Origin of the sequence: Streptomyces sp. NPDC001634 (genome assembly GCF_040298185.1) — a bacterium.
Classification (GTDB): domain Bacteria; phylum Actinomycetota; class Actinomycetes; order Streptomycetales; family Streptomycetaceae; genus Streptomyces.
Genome location: NZ_JBEOZU010000010.1, coordinates 49,209 through 62,974, shown reverse-complemented (window position 1 = coordinate 62,974; position 13,766 = coordinate 49,209). Strand labels below are relative to the sequence as shown.

The following is a 13,766-nucleotide window of genomic DNA, read 5'->3' as shown; positions in this document are numbered from 1 at the left end:
GAAGCCGCCCCTGATGAAGTTGCCATGAAGAGCCACCCGGACAAACGGGTGACTTCATGCCACCTTCATGAGCGGCGGGGATCGTGAACCGCCCGACGAGGTGTGCGGTGACGGCGAACGAGGGGAAGGTGCGATGCGGATCCTGGTGGTCGAGGACGAGCCGAAGATGCGCGACCTGCTGCGCCGGGCCCTGACCGAGGAAGGCTATGCCGTCGACACAGCCCCTGATGGCCCCCAGGCACTGGCTCTCACCGACGTGGCCATCTACGACGCGATGGTGCTGGACGTGATGCTGCCCGGCTTGGACGGCTTCGAGGTCTGCGCCGCCCTGCGCAGGCGCGGCACCTGGCTGCCCGTGCTGATGCTCACCGCCAAGGACGCCGTCGCTGACCGCGTGCGCGGCCTGGACGGCGGAGCGGACGACTACCTCACCAAACCGTTCAGCCTTGAGGAACTCTTCGCACGGCTGCGGGTGCTGATCCGCCGCGGTCCGTTCGAACGCCCGGCCGTCCTCAGCGCCGGCGACCTGTCCCTGGACCCGGCCACCCGCACCGTGCGGCGCGGGGAGGAGGAGATCTGCCTGACCGCCAAGGAGTACGCCCTCCTCGAAGCCCTGCTGCGCCGCCCCGGCGCCGTCCTGACCCGGGCCATGCTCGTCGAGCACTGCTGGGACCTGGGCACCAGTCCCGGCTCCAACGTGGTCGACGCCCACATCAAGGCCCTGCGCGACAAGATCGACCGCCCGTATGGCACCCAGGCCGTCGAGACCGTCCGCGGCGCCGGATACCGGATCCGCCGCGACGGCGGCCGCACCCCCACGAGCCGCCCGTCATGAACCGCATCCCGCTCCGCATCCCGCTCCGCATCCGCCTCACCGCGATCTTCGCCGCCGTGATGGCCCTGGTCCTGGCCGGCGCCGGCTACCTCACCCTCAGCCGCTTCCGCGAGTCCCAGGCCGAATACGGCGCCGCCACGGGCATCGCCCACCAGGCCCAGCAGGAAGCCCTCGACGACCTGGTGCGCGAACTGCTCACCGCCCTGCCCATTGTCTTCGTCCTGGCCACCATCGGCGCCTACCTGCTGGCCGCCGCGGCCCTGCGCCCGGTGGAGCGCATGCGCACCCAGGCCGCCGCCGTCACCGAGGACACCCCCGACCACCGTCTCGACGTACCGCCCAGCCGCGACGAGATCGCACGCCTCGCCACCACCCTCAACGACATGCTCACCCGCCTGCAGACCGCCCTGGACCACGAGCGCCTCTTTGTCGCCGACGCCAGCCACGAACTGCGCACCCCCCTCAGCCTGCTACGCACCGAGATCGAACTCGCTCTCCGCCATCCCCGCGACGCCACCGAACTGCACGCCGCCCTCGTCTCCGCACACGAGGAGACCGAACGGCTGGTCCAGCTCGCCGAGGACCTGCTGCTCCTGGCCCGCACCGACCGTCGGGACACCACGTCGGCCGGGTCGGTGGTGTCCGACCTGGCACCGCTGCTGCACCGCGTCGCGGCCCGCCTGCGCAATGGCTCCCCCGACAAGACCATCACCGTCGACTGCCCTACCGGGCTGACCGCCGCCGTCCCCGGCGACCGGCTCGACCGAGCCGTGACGAACCTGATCCACAACGCCCAGCAGCACGGCCGCGGCCCCGTCGAAGTCACCGCGCACCACGACGGGAACCAGATCCGCATCGAGGTCCGCGACCACGGCACCGGCTTCCCACCCGACTTCCTCCCCCACGCCTTCGACCGCTTCACCCAGGCCGACCGCTCCCGCGCCACCACCGGCACCGGCCTCGGCCTGGCCATCACCGCCGCCATCGCCCGCGCCGCCCACGGCCAGTACGGCGCCTTCAACCACCCCGACGGCGGAGCAGTCGTATGGATCTCCCTCCCGGCCCTGCCACGGCCACCCGCGTCGGCTTGATGGGCCCAGAGCACCATGCAACCATGGTTACGTTTAGTCGGTATCCAGCCGTGGGGAGCATCGATGGGCCGGACAAACTCCGCCGCACGGATCGGCACGTGCCATGGCCGCTGACGGTCCGGTCCGCGGGCCGGGCGAGTGGGTCCTGCTCTCCTACCGGATGCCCCGCGAGCCGTCCACGCCCCGCATCGCCCTCTGGCGCAAGCTCAAGCGCCTGGGCGTCGCCCAGCTCTCCGACGGGCTGGTCGCCCTGCCCGCCGACGCACGCACCCGCGAACAGCTGGAGTGGATCGCCGACGAGGCGATCGAGGCCGGTGGCACCGCCTCCCTCTGGATCGCCCGGCCAGCCGCCCACGCCCAGGAACGTGAACTGGCCACCGCCATGGCCGCCGCCCGCGCCGCGGAATACCAGGCCGTCATCGACGAGGCATCCCAGGCCACCGGCACCGCCAACGCCGCATCCGTCGCCCGCAGGCTGCGCGCTGAACTACGCCGCATCAGCCGCCGCGACTTCTTCCCGCCCCTCGAACGCGACCGCGCCCACGCCGCCGTACGCGCCCTCGCCGACGAACCGGGCAGCAAAGCCCCCACGGCACCGAAGACCGCAAGCCACCCGGAGAAGAACGCATGAAGTGGGCCACCCGCGTCGGCATCCACATCGACCGGGCCGCCTGCGCCTGGCTCATCCGCCGCCACATCGACAAGGACGCGAAGTTCGTCTTCGTCACCGACCCCGCCGAAGTCCCCGATGACGCCACCCCGTTCGACATGCGCGGCGTCGAACTCGGCCACCATGGCGGCGACTGCTCCTTCGAGACGATCCTGCGCCACTACGACCTGACCGAACCCGTGCTGTGGAAACTCGCGGAGATCGTCCACGAGGCCGACCTCGACGACGAACGCTACGACGCCCCCGAAGCCCCAGGCGTGGACGTCGTCCTGCGCGGCCTGTCCATGATCTGTGACGACCAACGGATCCTGGAGCTGACCGGCCCGCTCTTCGACGGCCTGTACGAGTACCACCACCGGGGCATGCTGCTGGGGCGCGAGCCCTCCTGACCACGTCATCCCGGAGCACGCCATGCCACTCGTCCTCGCCTCGTCACCCGAGGTCTTCACCACCGCCCACATCGGGCTGACCGCCGCCATCACCGGCGCCCTCGCACTGGCCGTGGCCGTCTGGCGGCTGCCCCGAGCCGCATGGCCCGACATGGCCGCAGTCGCCGTACTGTCCGCGGCCTCCGTGTACCTGTGGCGGACCTCCGCGAACATGACGCCGCTGAACAAGGACGGCCTGCCGGGATTCTCCGCCAACGACTGGGCCACACCCGTCCTCACCTATGTCTTCCTCAGCCTTTACGCCGACGTACGCCTCCCGGCGGACCCACGCCGCTACGCCCAGACCCGGGCACTCGCCACCCTCGCCTCACTGGCAGTCAACGTCATCACCATCTGACCGGCGCTCGTGCCCACTGTCGAAAAAATGCAACCGTGGTTACAGTGCTCGAATGAGTTCCGAGGACGCGTCGACGCCCAGCACGCCCGGCGACACAGAGACCTCCGCGCAGCCCACGGCGACGGCACCGGACAACCCCGGTTTCACCGCCGTGCTGCGGTACTTCCTGCGTCTGGGCACCCTCGGGTTCGGCGGCCCCATCGCCGTGGTCGGCTACATGCAGCGCGACCTGGTGGAAAAGCGCGGCTGGATCGCCAAGCAGGAGTTCCTCAACGGCGTCGCCCTCGGCCAGACCATGCCCGGCCCGCTGGCCGCACAGGTCGCCATGTGGGTCGGCTACCTCAAGCGCGGCGCGCTCGGCGCCGCGGCCACCGCGCTCGCGTTCATCGCGCCGTCGTTCCTCATGGTCACCGGCGTCGCCGCCATCTACGCCCACTACTCGGGCCTCAGCGTCGTACAAGCCCTCTTCTACGGCATCGCCCCCGCCGTCATGGCGATCATCACCATCGCCGCCTACAAGCTGGTCAGCCTCACCGACGGCAAGGACTGGCGAACCTGGGCCATCAGCGCCGTGGTGTTCGCGGTCACCGCCCTCACCGGCAGGGAACCGATCTACCTCATCGTCGGCGCCGGCCTGCTGATGATCCTCCTCGACGCCCGGCCCCGCCTGCGCCTGCCGCGCCGCCGCACCCCGTCTCCCAGCAAGGGCACCTCCACGTACGGCATCGCCACCTGGCCCCTGGCCTCCACCACCCTCGGCACCCTCGCCACCGGCGGGACTCTTGCCTCCCTCGGCCTGTTCTTCCTCAAGACCGGCGCCCTGGTCTTCGGCTCCGGCCTGGCCATCGTCCCCCTGCTGCGCGACGGCGTCGTCACCCAGCACCACTGGCTCACCCAGGCCCAGTTCCTGGACGCCGTGGCGATGGGACTCATCACCCCGGGCCCGGTCGTGATCACCGCCGGCTTCATCGGCTACCTCGTCGGAGGCGCCACCGGCGCGCTGGTCGCCACCGTCGCCATCTTCATCCCCATCTACCTGGGCGTCGTCGTCCCCGGCCGCTGGTTCATCCGCCACCGCGACAACCCCCAGCTCAAGGCGTTCGTCACCGGAGCCACCGCCGCCGCGGGCGGCGCCCTGTGCGGCGCGGTGGTCGTCCTGACCCGCCAGGCCGTCACCGACATCCCCACCGCCGCCATAGCCCTGGCCACCCTGGCCCTGCTGTGGCGCTTCAAGATCCCCGAACCCTACGTCGTCGGGGTGGCCGGTGTCCTCGGCCTGCTGCTCCTCTGATTGGACCCGGGTGACTTGGCGGCCCGGCTAACGAGGCAGGTGGGCCAGGGAGGGGTGGCGGTACGTGGTGCCGGACGCCGCAGACGACATTGCGGCCTGGGTCGAGGCCGGCGGGCCGGGCCTGGCCGACCCTCCCGGTGTCCTCGACCTGTACGCCTCCAGCCTGTCGCGCCGCATCCGCCAAGCCGTCGAACCGTGACCCGTCCGATCCGGTAACCGCGTCACCAGCCGGCATCCCCTGCACCGTGGGGCGTCAGTCGTGGGGCGGCAGGTGGCCGATCTGGTGGTCGGCGACGTTCAGCGCCTCGTCGACCAGGCGGCGCAAGTGTCCGTGGCGCAGGCCGTAGACGACTCGGCGCCCCTCCTTGCGGGTGGTGACGAGCCCGGCCAGGCGCAGCCGGGCCAGATGCTGGCTGACCGAGGTCCGCGTCGCATCGGTCGCTGCGGTCAACGTCGTGACATCGGCCTCGCTCTCGCCGAGCCGCCGCAGCAGAGCCAGACGCGTGCGGTCGGCGAGTAGGCCGAGAACCTCTACGGCTACCGCGATGCGTTCACCTTCTTCTGGCTGTTGCGAGCCGTGCGCACCTGATAGATGCATGCGTGCGTTCATGTGCACATAATGGGATGCAGCAGCGCCGTCGTCCAGTCCCCCCAGCCCGCCGTCCGGGAAAGGTGCACCACCGTGAGCGAGCAGACCCACACCCACAAGCCGCACGGCCACGGCCATCACGAGCACCCGCACGCCGACGGCCACCACGACCACGGGCACCAGCACGGTGACCACGGCCACGGGCACCAGCACGGTGACCACGGCCACGACCATGACCACGCTCACGGGGACGGCCGGTGGGCGAGGCTGCGGCACCAGCTCGCGCACCTGGCCACTCCGCACAGTCACGAGGCGATGGACAAGGTCGACTCCGCGATGGAGACCTCCCGTGAGGGGATGCGCACGCTCTGGCTGTCCCTCGGCATCCTCGGGGCGACCACGGTGATCCAGGCGGTGATCGTGGCGATATCCGGGTCGGTGGCTCTGCTGGGCGACACCATCCACAACGCGGCGGACGCGCTGACCGCCGTCCCTCTCGGTATCGCGTTCGTCCTCGGCCGCCGGGCCGCGAACCGCCGCTACACCTACGGTTACGGCCGGGCCGAGGACCTGGCCGGCATCGCGATCGTGCTCACGATCGCCGCCTCCTCCGCGCTGGCCGCCTATGAGGCGGTCGACCGGCTGCTCAACCCCCGCGGCATCACGCATCTGTGGGCGGTGGCCATCGCCGCCGTAGTCGGCTTCATCGGCAACGAGTGGGTCGCCCGCTACCGCATCCGCACCGGCCGCAAGATCGGCTCTGCCGCGCTGGTCGCCGACGGCCTGCACGCCCGTACCGACGGCTTCACCTCCCTGGCCGTCCTCCTCGGCGCCGGCGGCGTCGCGCTCGGCTGGCGCTGGGCCGACCCGGTCGTCGGCCTGCTGATCACCGCCGCGATCCTCATGGTTCTCAAGGACGCCGCCCGCGAGGTCTACCGGCGCCTGATGGACTCGGTCGACCCGAAGCTGGTCGACTCTGCTGAGCAGGCTCTGCGCGACGTCGAGGGGGTCCTCGGCGTCGGTCATGTCCGCATGCGCTGGATCGGGCACGCGCTGCGCGCCGAGGCCGACATCGTTGTTGACCCCCGCCTGACCGTCGTCCAGGCCCACGGCCTCGCCGTCGCGGCCGAGCACGCCCTCATCCACGCCGTGCCCCGTCTGACCGCAGCCACCGTCCACACCGACCACACGCCGGCCGACGGCGACCCTCACCAGGTACTGGCCCACCACAGCGCAGGGGGCAGTCGCTAACGGCGGTCCCGGTTCACTTCAGCTCATGAGGCCGGGGTTCTCCTGGCCGGCGGGCGCGGTGAGCTGGTCCGTGTACGGCTGGGCGGCGGCGAGGACCTTCTTCCCGAAGTCGGTCAGGCGCATCCGGTGCCCGCACTGGCCACGGACCAGCAGTTGCCCTTGGAGATCTTGCCGGAGAAGAGCCAGTGGTACGTGATCAGGGAGAGCTGGTCAGCGGCGAGTGCCAGGCTGAACAGGCTCTCCAGGTCGTAGGCGAGGCGGGACGGAGACAGCGCCTGGATGCAGGGGCGCTCGGCGGGCAGCACGTCCGGGATGACCCCCTGGAAGGTAAGGGGTGAGCCGCCGACGCGAACCGGAGCAGGAAGATCAGGACGTAGACCTGCCAAACCTGGTCCACGAAGGGCAGCATCAGCGCCACCGAGGCCCTGAAGGACTCAACCGGCGTCGGTGCCCCGGATTTCGTATGCGAGCAGGCCGAGCGCGACCGTGGCCAGGCCGGTGCGACCAGGGCGATGACCTGCGCGACGAAGAGTGGCGGTAGGTGCGGTGCGCAGGGCGGAGCCGAACCACCCCATAGAGCGGGCCATGAGGCTGTCCGCCACGCCGGTCACGAGTGGGCGAGAAGTCGACTCACTGTCAGACCTAGTAGGCCAGGTTGAGCGCCGGTTCGTTCGAAGCCATCCTGCAGTGATCGAGTCACGCCGTTGTGCCGGGATCGATGGGACGGTGGCGCAGTGCCGTCCCGGACGGGGGTCTGACTCATGAGATCTATGACCGGAGTGTCCAGTCACTGGCTTGTCGACTGTCGTTGCGGGATGGCGACTGCTGGTACCGAGCCACAGGGCGTGTCCCAATAGGGGCCTTGCCGATCTTCAGGCGCCATCACGGTTCAGACCGCCCGAGCAGGCCGGTGCCATCCACCCCAGCCAGCACGTCACCCACGTCGGAGGCGAACCATCATGACGACCCGACAGCGCAGCACCTCCTCGAGCACGGATCCGCCCGTTCGGCGCGAGGTCGTCCTGGGCGTGGACACGCACGGCGAGGTGCATGTCGCCGCCGTGATCTCCCCGCTCGGGAAGATCCTGGGAACGGAGTCCTTTCCCGCGACGGCGGCCGGCTACCGACAGTTGCTCGTGTGGGCCCGCAAGCGGGGGACGGTGCGCCGGGCCGGTGTGGAGGGCACCGGCACCTTCGGCGCGGGCCTGTCCCGCTACCTGCTGGCCCGGCAGATTCAGGTCTTCGAAGTGAACCGGCCCGACCGTACGGCCCGCCGGCTGCTCGGGAAGTCGGACCCGCTCGACGCGCAGGCCGCCGCGCGGGCCGTGCTCAGTGGCCGCGCCCGGGCCCGGGCCAAGTCCGGCGACGGTCCGGTGCACAGCGCCCGGATGTTCAAGCTCGCCAAGGACTCCGCGGTCAAGGCCCGTACCCAGGCGATCAACCAGCTCAAAGCCGTTCTGGTCATCGCCGATCCCGCACTGCGGGAACGACTGTCCAGCCTGGGCAACCGCGAGCTGTTCCGCACCTGCGCACGCCTCGGCCCAGGCGTCGGCGAGGACGGCGAGAACGCGGTGGCCCAGGCCACCCACATGACCCTGAGAATGCTCGCGGAGCGCATCGAACAGCTCACCGGGCAGATCGATGAGCTGAACCAACGCCTGACCCAGCTCGTCGAACACCACGCCCCACAGCTACTCGTACCGGTGGGCATCGGCCCGGACAGCGCCGTCACCCTGCTGATCACCATGGGGGACAACCCCGAGCGGCTGAACACCGAGGCGTCCTTTGCTGCCCTTTGCGGAGTCAGCCCCGTCGAGTACTCCTCTGGCCCTCGGAGCACGCGGCGGCTCAACCACGGCGGCGACCGACAGGCCAACGCCGCCCTGCACCGTATCGTCTTCACCCGGCTGCGCCACGACGCCCGCACTCAGGCGTACTACGAACGCCGCACCCAGGAGGGCAAGACCCGACGCGAGATCATCCGATGCCTCAAGCGATATGCCGCCCGCGAGGTCTTCAACCTGGTCAGAACGGTACCCGGCGTTCCCCCGTTATAGGGGCGTCCGTGAGACGTGAGAGGGTCTGGGGCGTGAGTGAGACACCGTCGAACACCCTGCAATACCGCTTTGACGGGCCAGAAGAGGCTCCCGTCCTGATCCTGGGTCCCTCCCTGGGTACAACATGGCACATGTGGGACCGCCAGATCCCGGAACTCGTCAAGCAGTGGCGGGTCTTCCGGTTCGACCTGCCCGGTCACGGCGGGGCCCCCGCGTACCCTGCCGGTTCCGTGGCCGACCTCACCGCCCGGCTGCTTGCCACCCTCGACGCGCTCGGCGTGCAGCGCTTCGGCTACGCCGGCTGCGCGCTCGGCGGTGCCATCGGGGCCGAGCTGGCGCTGCGTCACCCCGAACGCCTCGCCTCGCTCGCGCTGATCGCCGCCTCGCCCCGATTCGGGACGGCCGACGAGTTCCGCCAGCGCGGTGTGATCGTCCGGACGAACGGGCTCGACCCGATCGCCCGGACATCCCCGGAGCGGTGGTTCACCGGGGGCTTCGCGGCCGCCCAGCCCGCGATCACCGAATGGGCCGTGCAGATGGTGCGCACCACCGACCCCGGCTGCTACATCACGGCCTGCGAGGCGCTCGCCTCCTTCGACGTACGGGCCGAACTCGGCCGCATCGGCGTGCCGACCCTCGTCCTGGTCGGCTCCGAGGACCAGGTCACCGGGCCCGCCGAGGCGCGCACCCTGGTCGCCGGGATTCCGGACGCCCGGCTCGCGGTCGTTCCCGGCGCCTCCCACCTGGTGCCCGTTGAGCAGCCCGCCGCGGTCACCGACCTGCTCGTCCACCACTTCTCGACCGCCTGGCAGCCCGCGTTCGACGCGACGACCGGCCAGATGACGGCGATCGCGGCGTCCCCGGTGAGGCCGGTACTGGCCGCGCCCCCACCGGTGGTACCCCTCGCCGAGATCGCCCCGGTCGTCGTCCCGGCCCCGCTCGGGGGCAGGCCCGACCCCTACGACGTGGGACTCAAGGTCCGCCGTGAGGTGCTCGGGGACGCGCACGTCGACCGGGCGCTGGCCTCCGCGGACGACTTCTCCGGGGACTTCCAGGAGTTCATCACCCGGTACGCCTGGGGCGAGATCTGGGACCGCCCCGGCCTGGACCGGCGCACCCGCAGCTGCGTCACGCTCACCGCGCTGGTCGCGGGCGGCCACCTGGAGGAACTCGCCTTCCACACCCGGGCGGCCCTGCGCAACGGACTCACTCCGGGCGAGATCAAGGAAGTGCTGCTCCAGGCGGCGGTCTACTGCGGCGTACCGGCCGCGAACAGCGCGTTCAGGGTGGCGCAGCAGGTCATCCGGGAGGAGACCACTCCCCAGGAGTGATCGTCAGCCGGGCAGCAGGAGCACCAGGTTGAGCGGGCCCCGGCCACCCGGGCCGGGGCAGGATGGACCCATGAAGCTCACGAAGAAGTCGCACGCCTGCATCCGGCTGGAGAAGGACGGACGCACGCTCGTCATCGATCCGGGCACCTTCAGCGAGGAGGACGCCGCGGTCGGGGCGGACGCCATCCTCGTCACGCACGAGCACCTCGACCACTTCAACGAGGACCGGCTGCGGGCCGGGATGGAGGCCAACCCCGGCGCCGAGATCTGGACCCTCGCCTCCGTGGCGGAGAAGATCTCGGCTGCCTTCCCCGGGCGCGTGCACACCGTCGGCCACGGCGACACCTTCACCGCCGCGGGCTTCGACGTCCAGGTGCACGGTGAACTGCACGCGGTGATCCACCCGGACATTCCGCGTATCACGAACGTCGGCTATCTGATCGACGACGGCAAGGTCTTCCACCCCGGCGACGCGCTCACCGTCCCCGATCACACGGTGGAGACGCTGATGCTTCCGGTGATGGCTCCCTGGAACAAGATCTCCGAGGTCATCGACTACGTCCGCGAGGTCAAGCCCCAGCGGGCGTACGACATCCACGATGCCCTTCTGACGGACCTCGCCCGCCCGATCTACGACAACCAGATCGGCGCACTGGGCGGCGCGGAGCACCTGAGGCTGACGCCGGGGTCCTCGGCACAGGTCTGAGCGGAGCCCGGGAGGCCGGGCGGCCGGCGCCGTTCCACGAGACGCGGGGACACGTTGTCACACCCTCCCGGTAGGTTGTGAGGCATGCGCATCGCGACCTGGAACGTGAACTCGATCACCGCCCGCCTCCCGAGGCTTCTGGCCTGGCTGGAGAGCAGCGGCACGGACGTGCTGTGCCTCCAGGAGGCCAAGATCGCCGAGGCGCAGTTCCCGTACGACGAGCTGCGCGACCTGGGCTACGAGGCGGCGGTCCACGCGACCGGCCGGTGGAACGGGGTCGCGGTGCTCTCCCGTGTCGGCCTGGACGACGTGGTGAAGGGCCTGCCCGGCGACCCGGGCTACGAGGGGGTCGAGGAGCCCCGCGCCGTCTCCGCGACCTGCGGCCCGGTCCGCGTCTGGTCGGTGTACGTGCCCAACGGCCGTGAGGTGGACCACCCGCACTACGCGTACAAGCTGCAGTGGTTCGAGGCCCTGAAGGCGGCCGTCGCGGGCGACGCGGCGGGCAGCCGCCCGTTCGCGGTGATGGGTGACTACAACGTGGCGCCGTCGGACGACGACGTCTACGACGTGGCGGCCTTCGAGGGCCTCACCCACGTCACCCCGGCCGAGCGCGCCGCGCTGGCCTCGCTGCGCGAGGCAGGGCTGTCCGACGTGGTCCCGCGCCCGCTCAAGTACGACCATCCGTTCACGTACTGGGACTACCGCCAGCTCGGCTTCCCCAAGAACCGCGGCATGCGCATCGACCTGGTGTACGGCAACGAGCCGTTCGCGAAGGCGGTCAAGGACGCATACGTGGACCGGGAGGAGCGCAAGGGCAAGGGTGCCTCGGATCACGCGCCCGTGGTGGTGGACCTGGACGTGTAGGGAGGGTTCCCGCGGTGTCACGGTGGTGCGAGCCCTCGCGCCGGTGACACGCTGGATGCATGGACATCCCTTTCCTGGGCACCTGGCGCAAGAAGCGCGGCCCCGCCTTCGGCGTCGCGGTGTACTCCGACGGTGACGCGGACGCGAGCGGCGTCGCCGAACTCCTCTCCGAGTGCGAGCTGCTGCGCTCCCACGCCGAGCAGGCGGGCGTCGACCTCGACGACTCCGCGGCGTCGCTGGAGGCGCTCGACCAACTCGTCCCGCGCTGGCGCGACGACGAGGAGACCCTGCCCTGGCTCGGGAACGACGCGGGCCTGTATCTGGGCACGGTCGTCGTGCGCACGGTCCCGGGCGCCGCCTGGAGGATCTGGCCGAACGGCCACCCCGTGGTACGGCTGGCCTCGGGCCGTGAGATCGACGTGGTCGCCGACGGCCACACCTGGGCGTCCACGGGCGCCCCCGAGCTCTCGCAGGTGTACGCCGAGGTGGCGGAGGTCTGACCTGCTCTTAAATACGGCTTATGCCCGAAAGGTGCGTGTCGGGAGTCAAATCCATGCCCGCCTGGATAGTTTGCGGCACCTGTGACACGGCTGAGAGCGAGTAGGGCGGGGCTGGGCATGGCTGTCGATCCGCTGATCGAACTGGACGACGTGAACAAGTGGTACGGCGACCTGCACGTCCTCCAGAGCATCGATCTCACCGTCGACAGGGGAGAGGTGGTCGTGGTCATCGGCCCCTCGGGGTCCGGCAAGTCCACGCTCTGCCGGACGATCAACCGGCTCGAGACCATCCAGTCCGGCACCATCAGGCTCGACGGTCAGCCGCTTCCCGAGGAGGGCAAGGCCCTCGCACGCCTCCGCGCCGACGTGGGCATGGTCTTCCAGTCCTTCAACCTCTTCGCCCACAAGACCGTCCTCCAGAACGTCTCCCTCGCCCCGGTCAAGGTCCGCGGCCGCCGCAAGGAGGAGGCCGACCGGCGCTCCCTCGAACTCCTCGACCGCGTCGGTCTCGCCTCCCAGGCCGCCAAGTACCCGGCCCAGCTCTCCGGGGGCCAGCAGCAGCGCGTCGCCATCGCCCGCGCCCTCGCCATGGACCCCAAGGCGCTCCTGTTCGACGAGCCGACCTCCGCCCTCGACCCCGAGATGATCAACGAAGTCCTGGAGGTCATGCGGCAGCTTGCCCGCGAGGGCATGACGATGGTCGTGGTCACCCACGAGATGGGCTTCGCGCGCGCCTCCGCCAACCGTGTCGTCTTCATGGCCGACGGCCGCGTCGTCGAGGACCGCACCCCGGAGGAGTTCTTCACCAACCCGCGCAGCCACCGCGCCAGGGACTTCCTCTCCAAGATCCTCAAGCACTGACCGGGGGAGTGCGACCCATGATCCGGATCACCCGTGTGTGCCTCGCCCTGGCGGTGCTCGCCGCGCTGCCGACCGCCGCCTGTGGCAAGGAGGGCAGCCCGCCCGGCAAGGGGCCCGCCACGGACAGACTCCCCCACTACCAAGTGGCGCAGGGATTCCAGCTCCCCGACTCGCCCACCTGGAAGCGGGCGAAGAAGCGTGGCTACTTCGTCGTCGGCGCCAAGGAGGACCAGCCCTATCTCGGCGAGAAGGACCCCGCGACCGGCACCTACTCGGGCTTCGACGTCGAGATCGCGAAGATGATGTCGGCCTCGCTCGGCTTCGCCCCCGGGACGATCCGTTTCAAGACCATCGCCTCCGCCAACCGCGAAACCGCCCTTCAGAACGGGCAGATCGACTACTACGTGGGCACCTACACCATCAACGCCATGCGCAAGAAGCTCGTCGGCTTCGCGGGCCCGTACTTCATGGCCGGCCAGGACCTGCTGGTCCGCAAGAACGAGCATGGCATCGACGGCCCGCAGGACCTGGACGGCAAACGCGTCTGCTCGGCGGCGGGTTCGACACCGTACCAGCGCATCAAGAAGGACTACCCGAAGGCGATCCTCATCGCCTACGACACGTACTCCGTCTGCGTGGACAACCTGCTCACCTACCAGGTCGACGCCGTCACCACCGACGACGCCATCCTCATCGGCTACGCGGCCAAGGCACCCGGCGAACTCAGGGTCGTCGGCAGGTCCTTCTCCGAGGAGCCGTACGGCATCGGCGTCCCGCGCAGCGACAACGCCCTCAGATTCGCCCTCGACGACGCACTGGAGGCCCGAGAGAAGAACGGCGACTGGAAGAGGGCCTACGAGGCGACGCTCGGCCTGTCCGGCGTGCCCGCGCCCACCCCGCCCGCGATCGACCGCTACCCGGCGAGCTGAGCGAG

General features: G+C 70.3%; 16 protein-coding genes and 1 pseudogene. 15 read left to right on the top strand and 2 right to left on the bottom strand.

Features of this window, described 5'->3' with window-relative positions:
- Nucleotides 1-133: 133 nt before the first annotated feature.
- From ABT186_RS08955 to ABT186_RS08925, 7 genes are all read left to right on the top strand, one after another.
- Complete coding sequence (locus tag ABT186_RS08955) at nt 134-835, top strand: response regulator transcription factor (RefSeq protein WP_502973161.1); 702 nt, start codon at nt 134-136, stop codon at nt 833-835.
- Nucleotides 832-1,926, top strand: a complete 1,095-nt coding sequence (locus ABT186_RS08950; protein ID WP_351924269.1) for a sensor histidine kinase — start codon at nt 832-834, stop codon at nt 1,924-1,926. Before ABT186_RS08955 ends, ABT186_RS08950 begins: the two co-directional genes overlap by 4 nt.
- A gap of 103 nt (nt 1,927-2,029) precedes the next feature.
- Nucleotides 2,030-2,557, top strand: a complete 528-nt coding sequence (locus tag ABT186_RS08945) for a Chromate resistance protein ChrB (protein ID WP_351924267.1) — start codon at nt 2,030-2,032, stop codon at nt 2,555-2,557.
- The gene (locus ABT186_RS08940; RefSeq protein ID WP_351224178.1) at nt 2,554-2,985 is read left to right on the top strand and encodes a chromate resistance protein ChrB domain-containing protein; all 432 of its coding nucleotides are present in this window, start codon (nt 2,554-2,556) and stop codon (nt 2,983-2,985) included. Before ABT186_RS08945 ends, ABT186_RS08940 begins: the two co-directional genes overlap by 4 nt.
- A 22-nt stretch (nt 2,986-3,007) precedes the next feature.
- Complete coding sequence (locus ABT186_RS08935; RefSeq protein ID WP_351224176.1) at nt 3,008-3,382, top strand: hypothetical protein; 375 nt, start codon at nt 3,008-3,010, stop codon at nt 3,380-3,382.
- Between the two features lie 52 nt (nt 3,383-3,434).
- On the top strand, nt 3,435-4,673 hold the full coding sequence (chrA, locus tag ABT186_RS08930) for a chromate efflux transporter (protein ID WP_351924265.1): 1,239 nt from the start codon (nt 3,435-3,437) through the stop codon (nt 4,671-4,673).
- A 67-nt stretch (nt 4,674-4,740) separates the two neighbouring features.
- Entirely contained in the window at nt 4,741-4,872 is a 132-nt protein-coding gene (locus ABT186_RS08925; protein WP_502973159.1) for a hypothetical protein, read from the top strand.
- Between the two features lie 54 nt (nt 4,873-4,926).
- Here ABT186_RS08925 and ABT186_RS08920 read toward each other — a convergent pair whose 3' ends face one another.
- Nucleotides 4,927-5,283, bottom strand: a complete 357-nt coding sequence (locus ABT186_RS08920) for a metalloregulator ArsR/SmtB family transcription factor (RefSeq protein WP_351924263.1) — start codon at nt 5,281-5,283, stop codon at nt 4,927-4,929.
- A 246-nt stretch (nt 5,284-5,529) separates the two neighbouring features.
- Here ABT186_RS08920 and ABT186_RS08915 point away from each other — a divergent pair, with 246 nt between their 5' ends.
- Nucleotides 5,530-6,513, top strand: a complete 984-nt coding sequence (locus ABT186_RS08915) for a cation diffusion facilitator family transporter (protein ID WP_502973160.1) — start codon at nt 5,530-5,532, stop codon at nt 6,511-6,513.
- 164 nt (nt 6,514-6,677) lie between these two features.
- On the opposite strand, the pseudogene ABT186_RS08910 reads toward ABT186_RS08915, so the two are convergent.
- Nucleotides 6,678-7,083 (bottom strand): annotated as a pseudogene (locus ABT186_RS08910) (MFS transporter); the annotation flags it as partial.
- 389 nt (nt 7,084-7,472) lie between these two features.
- Between ABT186_RS08910 and ABT186_RS08905 the strand changes: the two are divergent.
- The 7 genes from ABT186_RS08905 to ABT186_RS08875 all read left to right on the top strand — a co-directional run bounded on the left by ABT186_RS08905 (nt 7,473) and on the right by ABT186_RS08875 (nt 13,761).
- On the top strand, nt 7,473-8,570 hold the full coding sequence (locus ABT186_RS08905) for an IS110 family RNA-guided transposase (RefSeq protein WP_351924259.1): 1,098 nt from the start codon (nt 7,473-7,475) through the stop codon (nt 8,568-8,570).
- A gap of 32 nt (nt 8,571-8,602) precedes the next feature.
- Entirely contained in the window at nt 8,603-9,901 is a 1,299-nt protein-coding gene (gene pcaDC, locus ABT186_RS08900) for a bifunctional 3-oxoadipate enol-lactonase/4-carboxymuconolactone decarboxylase PcaDC (protein ID WP_351924257.1), read from the top strand.
- Between the two features lie 70 nt (nt 9,902-9,971).
- Nucleotides 9,972-10,607, top strand: a complete 636-nt coding sequence (locus ABT186_RS08895) for an MBL fold metallo-hydrolase (RefSeq protein WP_351224165.1) — start codon at nt 9,972-9,974, stop codon at nt 10,605-10,607.
- Between the two features lie 84 nt (nt 10,608-10,691).
- Nucleotides 10,692-11,471, top strand: coding sequence for an exodeoxyribonuclease III (locus tag ABT186_RS08890; protein ID WP_351224163.1), 780 nt, complete (start codon nt 10,692-10,694; stop codon nt 11,469-11,471).
- A gap of 59 nt (nt 11,472-11,530) precedes the next feature.
- Nucleotides 11,531-11,971 (top strand): DUF6278 family protein, encoded by a 441-nt coding sequence (locus tag ABT186_RS08885; protein WP_351924255.1) that lies wholly within the window; start codon nt 11,531-11,533, stop codon nt 11,969-11,971.
- A gap of 117 nt (nt 11,972-12,088) precedes the next feature.
- Complete coding sequence (locus tag ABT186_RS08880; protein WP_351224159.1) at nt 12,089-12,832, top strand: amino acid ABC transporter ATP-binding protein; 744 nt, start codon at nt 12,089-12,091, stop codon at nt 12,830-12,832.
- A 17-nt stretch (nt 12,833-12,849) separates the two neighbouring features.
- Complete coding sequence (locus ABT186_RS08875) at nt 12,850-13,761, top strand: glutamate ABC transporter substrate-binding protein (protein WP_351924253.1); 912 nt, start codon at nt 12,850-12,852, stop codon at nt 13,759-13,761.
- Nucleotides 13,762-13,766 lie beyond the last annotated feature (5 nt).

Bases quoted from the DNA above. Each gene is read 5' to 3' on its own strand.
- ABT186_RS08875 (WP_351924253.1), top strand. From the start codon at position 12,850: ATGATCCGGATCACCCGTGTGTGCCTCGCCCTGGCGGTGCTCGCCGCG.
- chrA (WP_351924265.1), top strand. From the start codon at position 3,435: ATGAGTTCCGAGGACGCGTCGACGCCCAGCACGCCCGGCGACACAGAG.
- ABT186_RS08890 (WP_351224163.1), top strand. From the start codon at position 10,692: ATGCGCATCGCGACCTGGAACGTGAACTCGATCACCGCCCGCCTCCCG.
- ABT186_RS08895 (WP_351224165.1), top strand. From the start codon at position 9,972: ATGAAGCTCACGAAGAAGTCGCACGCCTGCATCCGGCTGGAGAAGGAC.
- ABT186_RS08935 (WP_351224176.1), top strand. From the start codon at position 3,008: ATGCCACTCGTCCTCGCCTCGTCACCCGAGGTCTTCACCACCGCCCAC.
- ABT186_RS08880 (WP_351224159.1), top strand. From the start codon at position 12,089: ATGGCTGTCGATCCGCTGATCGAACTGGACGACGTGAACAAGTGGTAC.
- ABT186_RS08950 (WP_351924269.1), top strand. From the start codon at position 832: ATGAACCGCATCCCGCTCCGCATCCCGCTCCGCATCCGCCTCACCGCG.
- ABT186_RS08885 (WP_351924255.1), top strand. From the start codon at position 11,531: ATGGACATCCCTTTCCTGGGCACCTGGCGCAAGAAGCGCGGCCCCGCC.
- ABT186_RS08945 (WP_351924267.1), top strand. From the start codon at position 2,030: ATGGCCGCTGACGGTCCGGTCCGCGGGCCGGGCGAGTGGGTCCTGCTC.
- ABT186_RS08905 (WP_351924259.1), top strand. From the start codon at position 7,473: ATGACGACCCGACAGCGCAGCACCTCCTCGAGCACGGATCCGCCCGTT.
- ABT186_RS08940 (WP_351224178.1), top strand. From the start codon at position 2,554: ATGAAGTGGGCCACCCGCGTCGGCATCCACATCGACCGGGCCGCCTGC.
- ABT186_RS08955 (WP_502973161.1), top strand. From the start codon at position 134: ATGCGGATCCTGGTGGTCGAGGACGAGCCGAAGATGCGCGACCTGCTG.
- ABT186_RS08920 (WP_351924263.1), bottom strand. From the start codon at position 5,283: ATGAACGCACGCATGCATCTATCAGGTGCGCACGGCTCGCAACAGCCA.